Consider the following 19149-nt stretch of genomic DNA (forward strand, 5'->3'; position numbering starts at 1 on the left):
ATTACAGCTCAACTTGGAAAGTATGTTCTTTGGCTGGGAACGACTGATCCTGTACAGCAGCATGAAACGCTTTAAAAGCATCCAAAATCGCTGTTTCACCAGATTGTTCTTTCATAAAGTTACGTACAAAACGCGCAACTCGACCAAAAGTTAAACCTAACATGTCTTGTACTACAAGTACCTGACCATCAGTTGCATTACCTGCCCCAATACCAATCACAGGAGTATCCGGGAATAATTCAGCAATTTCTTGACCCAATTGTGCCGGAACGCACTCGAGCAATAAAACTGCCGCGCCCGCTTCAACCACCGCCGTACAGTCAGCAATAAGTTGATCCGCTGCTTCACGGGTTCTAGCTTGTAGTTTGTAGCCACCAAAAACATGTACAGACTGAGGGGTTAAACCTAAATGTACGCATACAGGCACACCATTACGTGTTAACACCTGTACAGTTTCACTTAGCCATGCGCCACCTTCGATTTTGATCATCTGCGCACCAGCTTGCATAACTGTTTTCGCATTCTGCAAAGCATCATTTAAAGTGGCATAACTCATAAATGGTAAGTCAGTCATAATCAAAGCATGCTGGTTACCACGGCGCACTGCCGCTGTATGATAAGCCATGTCTTCAACAGTTACAGGTAAAGTTGAATCACGACCTTGAATTGCCATTCCAAGAGAATCACCAATTAAGATAGTATCAATTTCAGCAAGTTCCATTGCTTTTGCCATACTTGCATCGTAACAAGTTAGACAAGAGAACTTACGTCCTTCGGCTTTAAATTTTCTTAAGTCACTTAGACTAATCATGATGGTATCCTCTACAGGAGTTTGCAGAACGTAATAAGTCAGACTTTAAGCCCAAGACTCATCAGCAAGTACAGTCAGCGTTGGCTGCTGTAAGAGTTCTAAATTCTTAAGTGGCTGATCATTGATATGTAAATCAGCGTCTAAATCTAATAAAGGAATCACAACAAAATCTCGTTGCATTATTCCTACATGCGGCACCGTTAAACGCTCATTTTGTATTTTTTCATCGCCATAAATCAGCAGGTCTAGGTCCAAAGTTCGCTCCCCCCAATGACGGAGTCTTACTCGCCCAGCTTCTTGCTCAAAACGCTGTAAATGATCGAGTAAGTCAAGCGGAAGTAACTCAGTTTTTAGCTGAGCTACTGCATTTAGATAATTGGGTTGATCTTGGGGACCCATTGGTGGGCTTTGGTACAGTTTGGATACCTTCACTTCACCAATAGTTTTAAGCTTGGCTATCGCTTCAGACAAAATCTGACGTGAGTCACCTAGGTTACTTCCTAAGCCAATATATGTGGTTACTGTCATTGTGTCGGCCCAAAAATAACTTGGCTCAAATCACGTTGTACCCGCTTGCGCTTTAAAATTGGGTGATCGCTCGTCATATTGGTTTGTGATGTGGAAGATTTTTCCATAAAACGATCAACAGACTGCTCTTGTCGTGCACGTTCTTTCTTACCACGACGGCTTCGAGGCTCTGGAACGTCCACCAAAGGCTCAATTTCTGCATCAGCTCTATTGTTTTCAATAGGTTCAACAGCAACCTTACGACGACTTTTAGCTTTTTGACGATTATATTGGCTAATCGCAGCTTCTTTTTCATCGTTTGACATTTCTTGGTAAGCATCCCACCAGCTTCCCATTCCTTGTGTTGTGTCATCTCCTGACTTTTCACGAAGTAATAAGAAGTCAAAGCCTGCACGGAAACGCGCATGGCTTGCCAATGCTTCAATTTGCTGTGGCTTTGGATTAAGCAATCGGGTTTGCATTTCCCAAACTTCACGAATAAAAGTTTCGGCAAAACGAGGAATGACTGTACGTGTCGCTTGACGTTTTAAAACATCTAAACCTGCTTGAGCACGTGCTTCGGCTGGAACAACGCCTTTTGATAAATAAAAGTCACAACGCTCTAAAAATGGCTGCCACAATAAAACTGCATAGAAAAATGCAGGGTTAATGGTTTTACCAATTTGAATGCGTTGATCTGTATTTTTTGCAGCGCGTTGAATAAATGGCGTGAGATCTGGACGAATATCAGCAAAAAGCTGCTTCCACACGCCAAATTCAATTAGCATTGGTAATACACGTGCCAAATGACCCATTGTGAAAAGCTTCTGAGACTCATCGTATAAACGGTGCGGAGAAACATCACGAAGCAATTGTGTCATCTCAACATCAAAAATATCGAGAATTGCCGGATCAATTTTAAAATTTAGCTTAGCTGCAAAACGTAACGTCCGTAGCATACGCACCGGATCTTCTTCAAAACGTTGCACAGGATCGCCCAATAAACGCAAAGTCTTATTCTTGACATCATCAATTGCTTTACAAAAATCGAGCACAATACCCTTACGTGGTTGGTAATAAAGCGTATTGATAGAAAAATCGCGTCGAGCAAAGTCCTGTTCGATGGTTCCCCAGTTATTGTCACGCAAAATCATGCCAGAAGCATTGGTAACTGCTTTTTTAGGAGGAGCACGGAAAGTCGCAACTTCAATCAGCTCACGTCCTGAATAGACATGTGCCAATTCAAATCGACGGCCAATAATTCGGCATCGACGACCAAAAACTTCTTTAATTTGAGAAGGTGTTGCATTGGTGACTGCATCGAAATCTTTAGGATTGAGTCCTAGCATTAAATCACGGACACCACCCCCAACAATATAAGCTTCATAGCCTGCTTTGGTCAGACTATCGATCACATCTAAAATCGAAGAAGGAAGTTGGGCTGTGGACAAACCACATTTTGACGCTCGCAAGGTTTGCAAAAGACGCTGTCTCCTACGTCAGGACGTAAATAACAAGTTGTCGCTAATCATAGCTCTAACACACACAAAGGGCAATTTGATTCTCTTTAGATTGCGCAGGAAATGATAATTGACGAACAGAACTTTTATAAGGCTAAACGTGATTTATTTTTTTCAAAAATAGCGGGTCCGATTCCTTTGACGTTTTTAATTTCATCAATATTTTTAAAACCACCATTCTTTTGTCTGTATTCCACAATCGCTTGAGCCTTTTTCTCACCTATACCTTTTAACTGCCGAAACTCATTTACAGTAGCCTGATTTAAATGAATCTGCCCAGTAGAATCATTTAAACTGTTTGTTTGAGAAATTTTAGAACCATAAGAATGAGAAGACTTAGAGACGTTTAACTTTTGGTCGTACATCTGCTGTTTAGCCTTCCATTCCTGAAAATTCTGATCAAACGATTGAGCAAAAACCGAAGGTGAAATCACACCTAAGCACAACATCATTAAAATAAAACAATTATTTTTCCAAAGTATCATGCTGTATCGCATGTCGTTTTTCCCCTGAATGTAATTGTCGTTTTGCTTGGTTCCACAATTCATCCATCTCGGACAAGGTCATGTCTTCTAATGTTCTTTGCTGTTTTATGGCTTGCTCTTCAATAAAAGCAAAACGACTTCTAAATTTATGTATGGTTGATAAAAGTGAAGTTTCACTTGAAATGTTAAGTTTACGTCCTACATTGACCAATGAAAACAGACAATCTCCAAATTCGTCTTGAATTTCATTAATATTTTGATTTTTAAGCGCCTCTTTGAATTCACCGAGTTCTTCCTCTAGTTTTACATAAGCATCTTCTACTGTTTCAAAATCAAATCCGACTTTTGCGACATTTTTTTGAATTTCCTGTGCTTGAGACAGTGCTGGCCCATGTTTAATTTCATCTAATCTTGATTGTGGCTTGCCTTGCTTTTCTTGTTGTTTAATTTGTTTCCATAACTCACTGACTTGTTGGGGTGTTAAGTTATTAAATTGATCAGCTTGAAACACATGTGGATGACGGCGAATTAACTTTTCACTAATTGCCTCAACTACATCTTGAAAATTGAACGCCCCTTGTTCGCTAAACATTTGCGATTGAAATACAACTTGTAATAACAAATCACCCAACTCATTTCGAATTTCATCAATATCGCCCTGACGGATAGCAGCCTCGACCTCATATGCCTCTTCAATCGCATATTTAGTCAGTGACATTGGAGTTTGCTCTTGGTCCCACGGACATTTTTCACGTAGCTCTTGCATAATTTTAAGCAATTTATCCATGGTAACCCTCAAGTTCAAAAAGTCGGTCAGTAAATTTAAAATCTTAATTTGCTATGATCAAAATTAAAGCGGCAAATCATTCGTCATATTGTAACGATAAAGAGAAAAAAAGATGAAACATAGCATTCTGATTAGTGGCGCAGCTCAAGGTATTGGAGCAGAAATTGCACGAGTATTTTACAAACAAGGGTATAAAGTAGGTATTTATGATATTAACGAATCACTTGCTCAAAGCTTAGCAACAGAGTTAGGACCCAATGCATGCGCTGGTTATTTAGATGTCAGTGATTACGAGCAATGGCAACATATATTAAAAGAATTTACCGACTGGGCTGGCGAGCTTAATATTTTAGTAAATAACGCAGGAATTTTATATTCTGGGGCCTTTGAACACATCGATATCAATTCACACCAAAGAACAATCAATATTAATGTAAACGGTGTAATCAACGGTTGCCATGCTGCACTCCCTTATTTAAAACAAGCTTCTTTTGCACGAGTCATTAATCTTTCTTCGGCTTCTGCAATTTACGGGCAAGCTGACCTTATTTCTTATTCAGCCAGTAAGTTTGCAGTTCGCGGAATTACCGAAGGTTTAGATGTGGAATGGAAAAAATATGATATTCGTGTTTTAGATGTGATGCCTTTATTTGTACAAACCGCAATGGTCAATAATATGGATGCAGGTAGTATTCAAAATATGGGCGTTGACTTAACACCAAATGATATTGCTCAGCAGGTCCTTTCACTTGTCGAGAAAAAAGCTCATTTCTGGACTCCTACCCACACTCCAGTTGGTATAAAAACCAAACTGCTTTATCAACTCTCAACCATAAGTCCACAGTTTTTAAATCGTTTAACTACTATTTATTTATCAAGAAAGTAGTTAAAAAAAAGGCCGTCAATTGACGGCCTTTTTACTCAGTTTATTTAAACACCTTGAATCATGCGTCGTGCGCTAATAATCCCCGGTTGTTGCTCTAAACGAGCCAACAAACGTGAAAGCTGAGCCAAACCTTTGACCTCAATGAGCAACTTCATATTGGCAATACCATCTGCCTCAGAAATTGTATTCACCTGACGAATATTAATTTGGTCAGAGAAAATCACTTGAGTTAAGTCTTTGAGCAAACCACGACGATCGTAAGCTTCAACCACAATTTGAACACTTTGACCACGAGTTGGCTGCATTTCCCAATCGGCTTCAACAGCACGTTCTGGTTCTTGCTTGATCATGCGTTGATAATCAGAGCACAAGACTTTGTGAATACTTACACCACGGTTCAATGTGATATAGCCAGCAATTGATTCACCATGAACCGGTTGGCAACACTGTGCAATATGTAACTCAACATTGTCTAAACCATCAATTAAGATGCCATGCGCAGACAAAGTATGACTGGCGCGCGGATTTAATGTTGGTTTAAGTACCAGCTCAGGCTCATCCTGATCCAGATGCATTTGACGATTAATCTGATTAATCAAGGCATGCAAGCTGATATCACCGCTGACCAGACTAACTAAAATGTCATCCCCTGTTTTCACATTAAAATGTGATGAGTAGTCGTTCAGGTCGATACTCTTAGGGTGAATCGCCAATCGAGACAATTCTTTGTTTAATAACTCACGACCAACTTCAAGGTTCTTGCTACGATCTTGCTGTCTGAACCAATGACGTAGTTTGTCACGTGCACGAGCTGTCTTGATATACCCTAAAGAGTTCACCAACCAGTCACGGTTAGGCTCACGGTCTTTTTTGGTTAAAATCTCGACCTGTTCACCAGTTTTTAGCGTATAGGTTAATGGTACATAGCGTTGGTTAACACGTGCCGCATAACACTTGTTTCCAACTTCTGTATGCACATGATAAGCAAAGTCTAAAACCGTTGAACCACGTGGTAATTCTTTAATATCACCATCACGGCTAAACACATAAATCTTTTCAAAACCTTCAAAGTCTTGAAGCTGATCAAAGCCTTCCGTCTCATCTTCGTTTTGGTGTACTGTGGTTTCATTACGTTCTTGGTAATGTTCCAAAACGGCACGAAGCGAATGTAAACGATGGTTAAAAGAATGGTCGGTATTCTTTGAGCCTTCTTTGTAGTTAAAGTGCGAACATACACCTAATTCTGCTTCATCATGCATCTCATGAGTACGGATTTGTACCTCTAAAGATTTATTTTCAGCAATTACAGCAGTATGTAATGAGCGATAACCATTAGCTTTCGGGTTAGTAATATAGTCATCAAACTGGTGTGGAATATGGCGCCAGATTTGATGAACAATACCTAATGAGTGATAACACTCCGGCACGCTATTGACTAACACACGTAAGGCACGAATGTCATAAAGCTGATCGAAACTCAGGTTTTTACTTTTCATTTTTCGATAAATCGAATAAATGTGTTTTGCTCGACCTGTAATTTCTGCCTCAATACCGTAAGATGCCAATTCATTTTTTAAGCGGTCGATTACGAACTGAATATAGTGTTCGCGCTCAAGACGCTTTTCATTGAGTAATGAAGCAATCTCTTTATAACGGTCTGGTGCCAAATAACGAAAGGCTAAATCTTCTAGTTCCCACTTAAGCTGTGCAATACCCAAACGGTGCGCCAATGGCGAATAAATAGTTAGAATTTCACGCGCTACACGCTCTTGACGCTCACGTGACGAGTTGGCCAACTCACGTAAAGAATAAGTACGCTCAGCTAACTTAATTAAAACAACACGGACATCTTCAGTCACTGAAATCAGCATTTTATAAATGCCGCTTAAATGTTCCCTCTGGTTGTTATTAAAATGGTCTTCTAGTCGTTTATTTTTTTCAATGAGTTCTGAAAGCTTACCCATTGCCAAAGTACCTTTGACAAGGTTATAGACTTGCTCACCAAACTTGCGCTTTACTTCTTCTATATCAGTAATGTCTTCACGAACACTACGATAAAGCATTGCAGCAGATAAAGTATCTTCATCTACATGTAAATGCGCCAGAATATCCGCCATTCCAACACCAGTAGCAAATGTATTGGAACGATGATTAACCGTTGAATCTAACTCTTTTTGCAGGGTTAAATGCGCAACCTCTTCGAGTTGTTTAAGCTCTGCCCCATCTAATATTTCACGAACCCGATCCAACCATGAGGCTAAACCGACTTGTGTTTCGGCGGCATGCTCTACAGTCGTTTCCTCTGACAACTCAGTTAGTTGTTCAGGTAACTGTTCACGTACTGTGACCATACCATTCTCCTGGATATGTAACTCATGTTTTTAATCGTTTATCTCTTGAATTTTTTCAAATAAAGCAATTGATTCAACATGTTCTGTGTGCGTAAACATGTCCATAACCGCTGCTTTTTTTAACTTGTATCCATGTTGAGCCAAAACACCTGCATCCCTTGCTAGTGTTGCTGGATTACATGATACATAAACGATTCTTTTTGCTCCAAAGTTTGGTACATACTGCATAATTTCATATGCACCAGCACGAGGAGGATCAATCAATAATGCATCAAATCCTTGATTTGCCCAAGAATGATGCGAAAAATCTTTTGTTAAATCTTGTGAAAAGAAGTTTGCTTGCACCAGATTGTTGCACTTGGCATTATCCGTTGCTCGCTGCACCATTTCTTCACTTGCTTCCACACCAACAACTTGTCCATTTGCACCAACACATCGTGCAAGTGGAAGCGAAAAATTACCTAATCCGCAAAACAGATCCAGTACTCTTTCACCCTGCTGCAATTGAAGCAATTCACATGCCAATTGCACCATTTGTTCATTTACTGTGCCATTGACCTGCGTAAAATCCAATGGCGAAAAAGCAAAATTTACTTCAAATGCATTTAAAGCATAATGTAATCGCATAGCGCCTTGCTCTTCATCAATACGACGAAGACTTTCGGGACCTTTAGGTTGCAAATACAACTGCCAGCCTTTGTGTAACGCGAATTGTCTTAATTGGTTGACATCAGAATTGTTTAATTTTTCTACATGGCGAACCAATAAAGAAGTTTCCTCATCACCTTTTGCTAATTCTACATGACCAATATGTGCTTTGCCTTTTAGACTTTGGAGTAAAGTACGCAATTCTGGCAGGCTAGCTGATAACTTTTTATCCAAAACACTACAGGTATGGATAGAAGTTAAACGATTACTATGATGCTCACGGAAACCTAAAATCAAACGGTCCTGTTTTGGCAAATAGCGCACACCAATACGCGCTCGACGGCGATAATCACTTTGTAAAGATCGAATTGGCTCTAACCACTGTTCAGGTTGAATACCCGCAAAGTGTTGTAAATGTGACTGGAGTACATTTTGCTTTAAGCGAATTTGCTCATCTGGATGAATGTGCTGCATGCTACAGCCGCCACAAATACCATAATGAGGACAAACAGCCTCTACGCGATTTGACGAAGGTTCTGCTAAAAGCTCAATCATTTCAGCTTCTTCAAGGCGCTTAGCCTCATGCGTAATTTGAGCCTTTACTGTTTCTCCAGGCAACGCATAACGGATAAATACCTTTTTACCATGCTTATCTGCCGGATGATCCGGATGAGAACCATAGTGCGCAATTCCTCGCCCCTCATGAGAAAGAGTTTCAACCTGAAAAATATATTCAGGTTGCTGAGCTTTGCGAGATTTGGCTTGCTGTTTCAAAGAATGAACCTAAAAATCTAAAGGATTAAAATAGTGGGATGTAAAGTCGGTATGTTTCGACGAACGTTGCCACACTTCAAGAAAATCGGCCTGCTGAGGCATAGTCTGTAAATATTCAATACTAGAACTAATCCAATGATTATGTTCATCTACATTGATTTGACCTTTAAGTAACAACCAACGCAAATAAATAAACCATGTATTGAGTACATCACCCTCACAATAACTGGTTAACTTTAACCATTGCTGAGCACGTACATATTCAGGAACATGATACCCCGATTCACCACGCTTACCTGGTAAACCTAAAATACAGGCAACCTCATCAAGTTTCTGGAAATTACGGCCATTAAACATTGCCATCACATCCATTAAATCAATATGACGGTGGTGATAACGGTTTTGGTAATTATTAAAACGCTTCTGGCTATCAAGCTCACCTTGATCGAACAAGCCCGGTGCAGAAAGACCATGATACATGGCACGGAACAAGATAACCGGCAAATCAAATTGTGAGCCATTCCAACTCACCAAAGTGGGATGGCGCTTGTCAAAAATAGATAGAAATTTCTGTAAAATTTCAGCTTCTGAATAGTGCTCTCGACTAAAAGAAAACAGTCTAAAGCCCGATTCATCAATCCATAAACCAGAGATACAAACGATTTCATGCAATGGCAAACGCTGAAAATCCATACCTGATTCTTGGCGGCGGATTTTTGTGAGTGCCTGTTCAACATCTGCCTCTGGCAAATCAAGATGATATAAATGCGCTCCCGCTTTTAAATCAGTTAAAGTTTCAATGTCAAAAACTAAAGTTGGGAAACGCATTCTTTCTCTCAATTATGAGTTATCGTCCTGTACTGAGAACAAACCTGTAGACAAGTAGCGGTCGCCACGGTCACAGATAATGCAAACAATAACAGCTTCTGGATTTTCTTCTGCAATCTTAATTGATGCCCAAACTGCACCACCTGAAGATGTACCTGCACTGATACCTTCCATACGAGCCAATTTACGCATGGTTTTTTCCGCCTCAATTTGAGGAATATCAATAATTCGGTCTACACGACTGCTATCAAAAATTGTTGGTAAATATTCTTTTGGCCAGCGGCGAATACCGGCAATACTTGAACCGTCTGCTGGTTGTAAGCCCACAATCTGAATGTCTGGATTTTGTTCTTTTAAATACTTAGAAACACCCATAATGGTACCGGTTGTACCCATTGAGCTTACAAAGTGAGTAATTTTACCACCCGTTTGCTTCCAGATTTCAGGACCTGTCGTCAGGTAATGAGCTTCAACATTATCAGGATTACCAAACTGGTTTAAAACATGACCTTTGCCGTCTTTTTCCATTTGCAAAGCTAAATCACGTGCGCCTTCCATACCTTGCTGTGGAGTCACTTCTATCAGCTCTGCGCCATAAGCTAACATCGCATCTTTGCGTTCTTGGCTCATGTTATTTGGCATGATAAGTTTCATTTTATAGCCGCGCATTGCCGCAACCATAGCCAAAGCAATACCTGTATTGCCGCTAGTCGCTTCAATTAACGTATCGCCCGGTTTAATTTGACCACGCTTTTCTGCCTGCATAATCATGTTATATGCAGGGCGATCTTTTACAGAACCTGCCGGATTATTACCTTCCAATTTTGCTAAAACCGTTGCCTGCGTGTGACAAGCCAAGCGCTGCAAACGGACTAGAGGTGTTTTACCTACATAGTGATCTAACAAAAATTCGTCGGCTAAAAAATCAGGTTGTGTATTACTCATGATCAACACCTAAATCGGGGTGGCACTATTGTATGAAAAAATGATCGGTACTGCACCCATTTCACTATGCTTTTTAATTAAAGTGATTAAAGCCCAGTCAGTTATAAAATGCCGTCTGTTTTAAAATAAAGCGTGATAATATGCCCTACAGAGAGATCAATCCGATGTAGCCATGTCTAATTTCAATAAAACCTTATCGAAACGCTTACGTCTGAATCATGCATATGGGCAACTGATTGCTCTTATTTTTGTGCCCATGATGATTTTAACTGGTGTTGGTGCTTTTCTGGTTTTAACTGAAACATCTTACTCTGCAAAACAACAGCAACTGCATCATGCCTCAGCTATTTTGGCGCGTTATAATCAAATCGCTAAAGATCTCTATACATTAGTAGAACTCAAACCCGATGAATATGACCATGCTCAACATATTATGCAAAGCATGTTCAGTGAAAAAAATCTCAAGCGTGCTGCTTTAATTGACAGTAATGGTCAGACTTACTTAAGTGTAGGCTATCGAGATAATCGTTATTGGCCTAACTTTACGCAAAACAATAGTTTTTTTGGCCCGATCTCTTATAACAATAACAATATTTATGGGGTTCGCATCAGCAATATCACAGGTAAAACCCCTGTCTGGCTAGTGATTGAAATGGATAATCAACCACTAGAATTAGCACGTTATCGTATTCTGATCGCTTTAGTTATTACGAGTTTAATGACGCTGCTCTTACTTTTGCTCTGTCTAAATTTCTTCTCTCGTCGCTGGGTTGCACCAATGTACGAAATTCGGATGCAACTACAGCGACTCAATGCAGACACATTAGATCAGCATATGGTCATTAACAGTACGGGTGAATTACGCTTACTCCAACGTGATATCGCAAGTGTGGTGAAAAGACTACATTTTAGTTTTTTAGAGCTTAAAGAACACACCGAACAAACCGAAGAAGATTTACGTAGAACATTAGATACCCTCGAAGTTCAAAACATTACTTACCGTCAAGCACGTGACCAAGCGATTTCATCAAATCAGGCAAAATCAGTTTTCCTTGCCAATATTAGTCATGAGCTTCGTACACCACTTAACAGTATTGATGGCTTTATTCATTTACTACTTCGCCAACAAAATCTAAGTAATGAGCAAAATCTCTATTTACAGACTATTCGAAAATCTTCTGCCCATCTATTAGCATTAATTAACGATGTATTAGATTTCTCAAAAATTGATGCAGGTAAATTAGAGCTTGAGACAGCACCGTTTGATTTAGAAGAAGCAATTTTCGATGTGATGGATATGCTGTCTCCATTGGCTGCGCAAAAGCATATTGCCATGGCATTTTATTATGCAGACAACATTCCTCAAGAAGTCATTGGAGATGCCTTACGCTTTAAGCAAATCTTGACCAACCTAATTTCAAATGCAATCAAGTTCACGCCAGACGGCGAAATTATTGTTCGTGTCCGTATGGAGCATGATGACATTGGTCAATGTTTACTGCATTTTAGCGTTCAAGATAGTGGTATTGGTTTAAGTGGTACTGACCGTAAAAAATTATTTGAGTCATTTTCACAAGGTGATGCATCTGTTACCCGTCAATTTGGTGGTACAGGCTTAGGCCTTGCAATTTCCAAACAACTGGTTCATCTCATGCATGGACAAATTGGTTTTGAAGATAACCAAGAACGTGCACCAACAGAAAAAGGTTCAACATTCTGGTTTACTGCACAGTTTGCTGTAGATGAAGAGCATGAGATAGAACACCCTCACTTCGAACACTTACAAGTGGTGTCTTATTTAGCACATCCTGCAACAGCAAGTGTATTACGATACTATCTTGAAAATTACCAAGTTCCACACATTGAAACTCAATCAATTTTGGACTTGTTTAGCCGCCTAAAACACCTCGACCAGAAAGATAATACATGGCTTATTGTTGATCATAGTGGCGATACAGAAGCTCTGCTTAAAGAAATTCGTAGCCGCTATCAGGGCAATTTAGCAGTTTACGGCTATCAAATGACCCTTGAGCCAAACATGCTCACTGAATATCGTGCTCGCCCACTTTATCAACCATTAAGCCGTAGCGGACTCATTCAATTATTAAGTGACCAACCTATTTTTGAAGAGGAACAACAAGACTTTAATGGTCAGGGTTTACATATTTTAGCGGTCGATGACCATTTACCGAACTTAATTGTTTTAGAAGCACTATTAGGTGAGTTAAATGTCAAAACTACTAAGGCTTTAAGTGGACAAGAAGCGCTGAATATCATCCAAGAACGCATTGACCAAAAACTCAAACCGTTTGATTTGGTGTTTATGGATATTCAAATGCCAGTTATGTCAGGCATTGATACTACTCGTGCGATCCGTTCACTAGAGTCAACGCTAGATGGAGAAATGCAGCTTCCAATTATTGCATTAACAGCCCATGCCCTTGCTGATGAAAAACAAAAGCTTCTGAAAGTTGGTATGAATGACTATGTCACCAAACCAATTCAAATGGAGCAAATCATTCAGATTTTAACGCAATGGACTAAAAACAATTTCACTGCACAAGCTTTAGATAAAGATCACCATGTTGTTGCCGAGGCACTCGACCCAGAAATATTAAACTGGCAACAAAGCCTACAATTGGCTGCAAATAAAGAAGATCTTGCCCAAGACTTATTGAAAATGTTGGTAGACAGTTTCCCAACCGAGCTAGATGAAATGCAGCAACTCATTGAGCTTGAAGACTTTCCTCAACTCGAACATGTGTTGCACCGCCTCTATGGTGCAACTCGCTATGTAGGCACACCAAAGCTTCAACAAGTTACTGGTGACTTCGAGCAATTCATTTCAACATTACGTAAAGAGCGTCGCAGAGCTGACGATGGCTTCATTGAAGAAGTCATGAGACGTTTCGATGAATTAGGTCTTGTCATTAAAGAAGTTGAAAGTGCAGCTCACCAAATTTTAGTTATACCAGACTAACAAGAACCTGTAAAAAAGGCATGACTGACCTGTCATGTTTCCAATTTCAAGCCATGTTATGCTCCGCTTATCGATAAAAAATAAGCGGGAATTTCATGGCACTTTTACGTATTGAAAAAAATAATGGTATTGCAACAGTTTATCTAAACCGTCCTGATAAACGTAATGCCATGAGTTTCGCCCTCCTTAAAGAACTCGTTTCAACGGCTAAAGCCATACAAAAAGACCGAGATATCCGCTGTGTAATTTTGACGGGTGAAGCACAAGTGTTTAGTGCTGGTATTGATTTATCCGACTTAAACAATCCTAAAAACTCTGCATTTGCCATTTGGGAACTTGTTAAGCCAGGGCAAAGTCTTTTCCAAAAAGCTTTTCTTATTTGGCAAAATTTGCCCGTCCCTGTTATTGCCGCTCTTGAAGGTTATTGTTTTGGGGCAGGAATGCAACTTGCACTGGCTGCCGATATTCGTATTGCCCACCCAGAGACAAAAATGTCGATTATGGAAAGTCGCTGGGGACTAGTACCTGACATGGGACTTACTCGCTCACTCAAAGGTTTGATAGGTGTTGACCTTGCCAAAGAACTCACCTTAACTGCCCGTGTGTTTGACGGAAACTATGCAAAAGATATTGGCCTTGTAACTCACCTAAGCGAGAACCCTTTAGAAAAAGCGAATGCAATTGCCTCAGAAATGCTACAACGTTCACCTGATGCATTGACTGCTGCAAAACGTGTATTAGATGCAATGGAGCACCAGCCAGAAAAATCATTGCGTCTAGAAAAAATCTGGCAACTTAAATTATTACTTGGTAAAAATAGCAAACTTGCTCGTAAAAAAGACAAACATCCGGAAGTTAAATTTTTACCACGCCAATATAGATAAGAGCTTTGAAGATGAATTTTGATCGTAATACACCTATAGCTTTTTTAGGTATAGGACTTATGGGAAGCCGTATGGCTAGTCGCCTTATTCAAGCTGGTTTTCAAGTTGCTGTCTGGAACAGAACAGCATCTGCTTGTGAAGAACTTATCGATATTGGCGCACATGCTCTCGATCTTTCAAACATCGGACAATACCCTATAGTTTTAACTTGCCTAGCTGACGATAAAGCTGTGCAAGCCGTATTTGAGCAAATTCAGCCTCATTTAAAAGCAAATCAAGTTATTGTCGATTTCTCAAGCCTGTCTGTTGCTGCAACAAAAGCACTTGCTCAGGGTGCTGCTTCACAAGATGTGATATGGATTGACTCCCCTGTTTCAGGCGGTACAGCCGGGGCAGAACAAGGCACGCTAGTCATTTTTGCAGGTGGAGATGCTCAAACTATTGAAGCTTTGAGTCCTGTTTACAATGTACTCTCTCAACGTCTAACACGTATGGGTGATACAGGTACGGGCCAAGCCACTAAAATTTGCAATCAGCTGATTGTGGCAGCAAATAGTGCTCTTATTGCCGAAGCTGTAGCACTAGCAGACCACGCAGGTGTAGACACGACATTACTCGCTCCCGCCTTAGCAGGTGGATTTGCTGACTCAAAGCCTTTTCAAATACTTGCACCACGCATGGCAACTCATACTTTCGAGCCTATTCAGTGGAAAGTTCAAACATTATCCAAAGATCTTAACAACGCGGTAACATTGGCTAACAATGTTAATTTAGACATACCTGTTGCACAAAAAGCTCTATTACAGCTACAAACTCACCAAAAAAATGGCTTTGCTGAGAAAGATTTAGCTACTATCATTCAACTAGTAGAGCAATAATAAACGGAGTTTGTGTATGGGTCGTCTTGCCGTTAACTTATCCATGATTTTTACCGAAGTTTCTTTAATTGATCGCTTTGCATTAGCCCATGCAGAGGGCTTTGAACATGTAGAAATCCAATTCCCATACGAACTTTCCATTTCCGATATTCAAGACCAGCTTGAACGTTACAACCTAAGTTTATGTTTAATTAATGTTCCTGCTGGCGATCTTATGCAAGGTGGTAATGGTTTAGCAGGCATACCTGGCCAAGAAGCAGCATTCCGTGAAGCACTAGAGTTAGCTATTCGCTATGCCATAGCCTTAAAAGTGCCTCGTGTTAATATTTTGGCAGGTAAGCAACCTCAAGATTCTGACTTACTTCCTTGCCTTAAAACACTTGCAAGCAACTTAAAGCTAGCTTGTGATTTACTTACAGAACACGATATTGAACCTGTATTTGAAATGATTAATGGCACAGATATGCCACGCTTTTTAGTACAGAACATTGCCCAAGCCCAAGAGATGCTTGAAGCAGTCAACCACCCTGCTTTAAAAATGCAATATGACTGTTACCACATGGCGATGATGGGTGAAGATGTACTTGAAGGGTTACAAGAAAATATTCACCAGATTGGCCATATTCAGTTTGCAGACTGTCCTGGACGCCATGAACCCGATACGGCTCAAATCCCTTATGAGCAAATTTTTTCATGGATTAAACAAAGCACGTATGACGGTTACATTGCAGCAGAATATAAACCTAAAAACGGGTCAAATCAGTCATTTACATGGAAAAAGAAATACTTTTCGGATGATGTAAATATATAAACTGTTACTAGTTTTGTTTGAAATTCTGAGTGAAAACCACTATATTAGATAGTGAGTAATTGTCAGGAAAATATACCCTATATGAATTTAGAACCATCGCCCAGCGTGTCTAATTCTCACGATTTCGCAATGAACACCTCAAATAAAGACGTACAAGCTTGTCTCAAAGTCGTCCATGACGCTTTAGTTGATGTAAAAGCAAAAGATATTCTACAGTTAGATGTTAGTTCTATTAGCAACGTTGCGGATGCTATTGTCATTGCGAGTGGTACATCTACTCGTCACGTCAAAGCACTTGCTGACAATGTTGCAGAAGAAGCTCGAAAAGCTGGTTTCCGCCCGATTGGCGTTGAAGGCGAACGAGATGCCGAATGGATCTTAATTGATCTTGGTTTTGTTGTAGTACACGTGATGCTACCAACTGCCCGCAAATTCTATGATTTAGAAAGCTTATGGCGTACTGCCCCAGAGTCAGTCGCATAAAATTTTGCTTTTAAAAAAGCGGCTCTTTTGAGCCGCTTTTTGTTTATATAACTAATCAAAATTTTATTTAAAAAAACTATCTTTTATAGCCTCAGATATCCTCATCAAAGCTTCAACAGCACTTACGAGCTAGTCATCAATCTTACTTAAATTTGACATGACAAATTGTCAGAATTCCAGCACTATAACAATTCTTATAGTCTCATCAATAAATAGCATAACCGGAGCACTAAAAAGTGAAGATACTCATTACAGGCGCCAACACAGGTATTGGTTTTGCCACAGCAGAACAACTTGTACAACAAGGACAACATGTGATTTTGGCATGCCGAAATCCTCAAAAAGCACAAGAGGCACAAAACAAACTACGCTCACTCAACCAAGGACAAGTTGATATCGTTTCTCTTGATCTGAACAGTCTTGAGTTAACCAGAAAAGCTGCTGATGAAATTGCAGATAAATATGGCAGCCTTGATGTGCTTATTAATAATGCCGGGCTATTTGCAAAAACAAAACAGCTCACCGCAGATGGGTTTGAACAACAATTTGGCGTTAATTATTTAGGTCATTTCTTACTTACTCAAAAGTTACTTCCGGCTTTAAAACAGTCACCTAAAGCACGGATTATTCACCTTGCATCTATTGCCCACTGGGTTGGCTCAATTAAACCTAATAAATTTCGTGCAGAAGGTTTTTACAACCCCCTGTTCTATTATGGACAATCCAAGCTTGCAAACTTACTGTTCAGCAACACATTAGCTAAACAACTTGCTGATAGTACAATTACAAATAATGCATTACATCCCGGCGGTGTTGCTTCTGATATTTATCGTGATTTACCAAAACCAGTTTATGCAGCCATGAAAGTAGGTTTAGTTCCAACGTCAGTTCCCGCAAAGCTCATTACAGAAATGGCGATTGGAGACTCATGGCAAAATCGCAATGGCGAATATGTCAGCGCGCATATGCCTGACTGGAAATCTTCTCATGCCAAAAACCAGCAACTGGCACGCGACCTCTACCAACAATCAATGGACTTAGTAGAAAAGTTTCTTTAAATCCCAAAAAGCAAAAAACCACCCGAAGGTGGTTTTTTGTATCAAAGCAACTTAGTGGCCTGTACCATTAATTGCTTTAGTCATGTCTTCAACAACTTTCTTAGCATCACCAAAGATCATCATTGTTTTTTCGTTATAGAACAAGTCATTATCAAGACCAGCATAACCCGTCGCCATAGAGCGCTTAATCACCATGATTGTACGTGCTTTATGTGCTTCAAGAATCGGCATACCATAAATTGGTGAACCTGGGTCATCTTTTGCAGCAGGGTTCACAACGTCGTTTGCACCAATAACAAGTACTACGTCAGTTGCCGGGAAGTCAGAGTTAATCTCATCCATTTCCAAGATATCTTCATATGCTACATCTGCTTCAGCAAGCAATACGTTCATGTGACCAGGCATACGACCAGCAACCGGGTGAATTGCGAAACGAACACGAACACCTTGCTCTTTTAGAATTTCACACAGCTCTTTCACAGCATTTTGTGCACGACCTTGCGCCATACCATAACCCGGTACAATCACAACACTGTCTGCATTTGACATCAAGAAGCCAGCATCATCAGCAGAACCTGAACGGTAGTTACGTTGAACTTGTTCACCTTTAGCCGCTGTAGAAACTGCCGCACCACCCATTACACCACCAAACAATACGTTGATGATTGAACGGTTCATTGCTTTACACATGATGTATGACAGAATCGCACCAGATGAACCTACAAGTGAACCTGCAACAATCAACATGTTATTTTCAAGGGTAAAACCAATACCTGCCGCTGCCCAACCAGAGAACGAGTTAAGAAGCGATACCACCACAGGCATGTCACCACCACCTACTGGTGCAATCCATACCCAGCCAAATGCAAGTGCAAGTGCGGTCATTGCCCAGAAAGCAGTCATATTACCAGTTGTGAAGAAGTAGAAACCACAAGCCAACATCGCAACAAAGATAAGCGCTTGAACAGGTTTAACCCATGCACCAGAAATTGTTTTAGCCCATTTTTTCGCAGCCAATTTACCGTAAGCAAATACAGATGCTGTGAAGGTAATCGCACCAACGAAACAGCCCACAAACAATTCAAATAAATGAACTTTGCTCATGTGCGCATGTTGTACGCCAGCAGCTGTTAATGCCGCCTCGTTTTGGGCAAACAATGCTGTAAGCTGGTTGTTATGCAAAATTGCAGCAACTGCAATTAAAACTGCAGCCAAACCTACTAATGAGTGCATAAGTGCAACAGTTTCAGGCATTTGAGTCATTGGTACAGTACGTGCACGTGCAATACCCACAATCGCGCCAAGCACCATTGCACCGCCAATCATCCAGATCACTGGATTGTTGGCAACAAAGAAGGTTGTTACAACTGCAATCGCCATTGCGATCATACCGTAACGGTTACCTTGAATTGCTGTTTTAGGACCAGATAGACCGCGAAGCGTCAAGATAAAGAGAATTGCGCCTACAAGGTACAACCAGTTTGCATTTGCTTGAATAAATTCCATGTCAAAG

17 protein-coding genes are annotated in these 19149 nt (G+C 40.3%); 7 read left to right on the plus strand and 10 right to left on the minus strand.

Annotated elements, in window-relative coordinates:
- Position 1: 1 nt before the first annotated feature.
- The 5 genes from panB to mazG form a co-directional block, all read right to left on the minus strand.
- A complete protein-coding gene (panB, locus tag MKL35_RS03490; protein WP_106479527.1) occupies positions 2 to 811 on the minus strand; it encodes a 3-methyl-2-oxobutanoate hydroxymethyltransferase in 810 nt (269 codons plus the stop codon).
- A gap of 45 nt (positions 812 to 856) precedes the next feature.
- Positions 857 to 1339 (minus strand): 2-amino-4-hydroxy-6-hydroxymethyldihydropteridine diphosphokinase, encoded by a 483-nt coding sequence (folK, locus tag MKL35_RS03495; protein WP_006581366.1) that lies wholly within the window; start codon positions 1337 to 1339, stop codon positions 857 to 859.
- Positions 1336 to 2799 (minus strand): polynucleotide adenylyltransferase PcnB, encoded by a 1464-nt coding sequence (pcnB, locus tag MKL35_RS03500; protein WP_004710567.1) that lies wholly within the window; start codon positions 2797 to 2799, stop codon positions 1336 to 1338. The genes folK and pcnB overlap by 4 nt, the downstream gene beginning before the upstream one ends.
- Before the next feature lie 125 nt (positions 2800 to 2924).
- Positions 2925 to 3335 carry a ComEA family DNA-binding protein gene (locus tag MKL35_RS03505; protein WP_083009184.1) on the minus strand — a complete coding sequence of 137 codons (411 nt, stop codon included), beginning with the start codon at positions 3333 to 3335 and terminating at the stop codon, positions 2925 to 2927.
- Complete coding sequence (mazG, locus tag MKL35_RS03510; RefSeq protein ID WP_106479526.1) at positions 3304 to 4110, minus strand: nucleoside triphosphate pyrophosphohydrolase; 807 nt, start codon at positions 4108 to 4110, stop codon at positions 3304 to 3306. The genes MKL35_RS03505 and mazG overlap by 32 nt, the downstream gene beginning before the upstream one ends.
- Before the next feature lie 112 nt (positions 4111 to 4222).
- On the opposite strand from mazG, the gene MKL35_RS03515 reads away from it, so the two are divergent.
- Positions 4223 to 4996, plus strand: coding sequence for an SDR family oxidoreductase (locus tag MKL35_RS03515; RefSeq protein ID WP_106479525.1), 774 nt, complete (start codon positions 4223 to 4225; stop codon positions 4994 to 4996).
- Positions 4997 to 5040: 44 nt separating this feature from the next.
- Here the strand turns inward: MKL35_RS03515 and MKL35_RS03520 are convergent, their stop codons facing one another.
- From MKL35_RS03520 to cysM, 4 genes are read right to left on the minus strand one after another with little or no spacing between them, the layout of a single operon-like run.
- Positions 5041 to 7347, minus strand: a complete 2307-nt coding sequence (locus MKL35_RS03520; protein ID WP_002054537.1) for a RelA/SpoT family protein — start codon at positions 7345 to 7347, stop codon at positions 5041 to 5043.
- Positions 7348 to 7377: 30 nt separating this feature from the next.
- Positions 7378 to 8769 carry a 23S rRNA (uracil(1939)-C(5))-methyltransferase RlmD gene (gene rlmD / locus MKL35_RS03525; RefSeq protein ID WP_106479524.1) on the minus strand — a complete coding sequence of 464 codons (1392 nt, stop codon included), beginning with the start codon at positions 8767 to 8769 and terminating at the stop codon, positions 7378 to 7380.
- A 9-nt stretch (positions 8770 to 8778) separates the two neighbouring features.
- Positions 8779 to 9597: a 3'-5' exonuclease gene (locus MKL35_RS03530; RefSeq protein ID WP_002054539.1), complete on the minus strand. Its 819-nt coding sequence runs from the start codon at positions 9595 to 9597 to the stop codon at positions 8779 to 8781.
- 12 nt (positions 9598 to 9609) lie between these two features.
- A complete protein-coding gene (gene cysM / locus MKL35_RS03535) occupies positions 9610 to 10542 on the minus strand; it encodes a cysteine synthase CysM (RefSeq protein ID WP_002054567.1) in 933 nt (310 codons plus the stop codon).
- Between the two features lie 172 nt (positions 10543 to 10714).
- Between cysM and MKL35_RS03540 the strand changes: the two genes are divergently transcribed.
- From MKL35_RS03540 to MKL35_RS03565, 6 genes are all read left to right on the plus strand, one after another.
- Positions 10715 to 13522 (plus strand): GacS-like sensor histidine kinase, encoded by a 2808-nt coding sequence (locus tag MKL35_RS03540; protein ID WP_106479523.1) that lies wholly within the window; start codon positions 10715 to 10717, stop codon positions 13520 to 13522.
- 95 nt (positions 13523 to 13617) lie between these two features.
- Positions 13618 to 14406 (plus strand): crotonase/enoyl-CoA hydratase family protein, encoded by a 789-nt coding sequence (locus MKL35_RS03545; RefSeq protein ID WP_016803787.1) that lies wholly within the window; start codon positions 13618 to 13620, stop codon positions 14404 to 14406.
- An 11-nt stretch (positions 14407 to 14417) separates the two neighbouring features.
- Entirely contained in the window at positions 14418 to 15284 is an 867-nt protein-coding gene (locus tag MKL35_RS03550) for an NAD(P)-dependent oxidoreductase (RefSeq protein WP_209796433.1), read from the plus strand.
- A gap of 16 nt (positions 15285 to 15300) precedes the next feature.
- Positions 15301 to 16095, plus strand: a complete 795-nt coding sequence (locus tag MKL35_RS03555) for a hydroxypyruvate isomerase family protein (protein WP_106479522.1) — start codon at positions 15301 to 15303, stop codon at positions 16093 to 16095.
- A gap of 81 nt (positions 16096 to 16176) precedes the next feature.
- Complete coding sequence (gene rsfS, locus MKL35_RS03560; protein ID WP_001047580.1) at positions 16177 to 16578, plus strand: ribosome silencing factor; 402 nt, start codon at positions 16177 to 16179, stop codon at positions 16576 to 16578.
- Between the two features lie 236 nt (positions 16579 to 16814).
- Entirely contained in the window at positions 16815 to 17636 is an 822-nt protein-coding gene (locus MKL35_RS03565; RefSeq protein ID WP_106479521.1) for an SDR family NAD(P)-dependent oxidoreductase, read from the plus strand.
- 51 nt (positions 17637 to 17687) lie between these two features.
- Here MKL35_RS03565 and MKL35_RS03570 read toward each other — a convergent pair whose 3' ends face one another.
- Entirely contained in the window at positions 17688 to 19142 is a 1455-nt protein-coding gene (locus MKL35_RS03570) for an NAD(P)(+) transhydrogenase (Re/Si-specific) subunit beta (protein ID WP_106479520.1), read from the minus strand.
- Between the last annotated feature and the right edge of the window lie 7 nt (positions 19143 to 19149).

The organism is Acinetobacter sp. AOR41_HL, assembly GCF_027854645.1.
Classification (GTDB): Bacteria; Pseudomonadota; Gammaproteobacteria; order Pseudomonadales; family Moraxellaceae; genus Acinetobacter; species Acinetobacter nosocomialis.

Coding starts and splice junctions, on each gene's coding strand:
- folK (WP_006581366.1), bottom strand. CDS start 1,339: ATGACAGTAACCACATATATTGGCTTAGGAAGTAACCTAGGTGACTCA.
- MKL35_RS03545 (WP_016803787.1), top strand. CDS start 13,618: ATGGCACTTTTACGTATTGAAAAAAATAATGGTATTGCAACAGTTTAT.
- MKL35_RS03555 (WP_106479522.1), top strand. CDS start 15,301: ATGGGTCGTCTTGCCGTTAACTTATCCATGATTTTTACCGAAGTTTCT.
- MKL35_RS03540 (WP_106479523.1), top strand. CDS start 10,715: ATGTCTAATTTCAATAAAACCTTATCGAAACGCTTACGTCTGAATCAT.
- MKL35_RS03570 (WP_106479520.1), bottom strand. CDS start 19,142: ATGGAATTTATTCAAGCAAATGCAAACTGGTTGTACCTTGTAGGCGCA.
- MKL35_RS03505 (WP_083009184.1), bottom strand. CDS start 3,335: ATGCGATACAGCATGATACTTTGGAAAAATAATTGTTTTATTTTAATG.
- MKL35_RS03520 (WP_002054537.1), bottom strand. CDS start 7,347: ATGGTCACAGTACGTGAACAGTTACCTGAACAACTAACTGAGTTGTCA.
- MKL35_RS03515 (WP_106479525.1), top strand. CDS start 4,223: ATGAAACATAGCATTCTGATTAGTGGCGCAGCTCAAGGTATTGGAGCA.
- panB (WP_106479527.1), bottom strand. CDS start 811: ATGATTAGTCTAAGTGACTTAAGAAAATTTAAAGCCGAAGGACGTAAG.
- cysM (WP_002054567.1), bottom strand. CDS start 10,542: ATGAGTAATACACAACCTGATTTTTTAGCCGACGAATTTTTGTTAGAT.
- MKL35_RS03530 (WP_002054539.1), bottom strand. CDS start 9,597: ATGCGTTTCCCAACTTTAGTTTTTGACATTGAAACTTTAACTGATTTA.
- mazG (WP_106479526.1), bottom strand. CDS start 4,110: ATGGATAAATTGCTTAAAATTATGCAAGAGCTACGTGAAAAATGTCCG.
- rsfS (WP_001047580.1), top strand. CDS start 16,177: ATGAATTTAGAACCATCGCCCAGCGTGTCTAATTCTCACGATTTCGCA.
- MKL35_RS03550 (WP_209796433.1), top strand. CDS start 14,418: ATGAATTTTGATCGTAATACACCTATAGCTTTTTTAGGTATAGGACTT.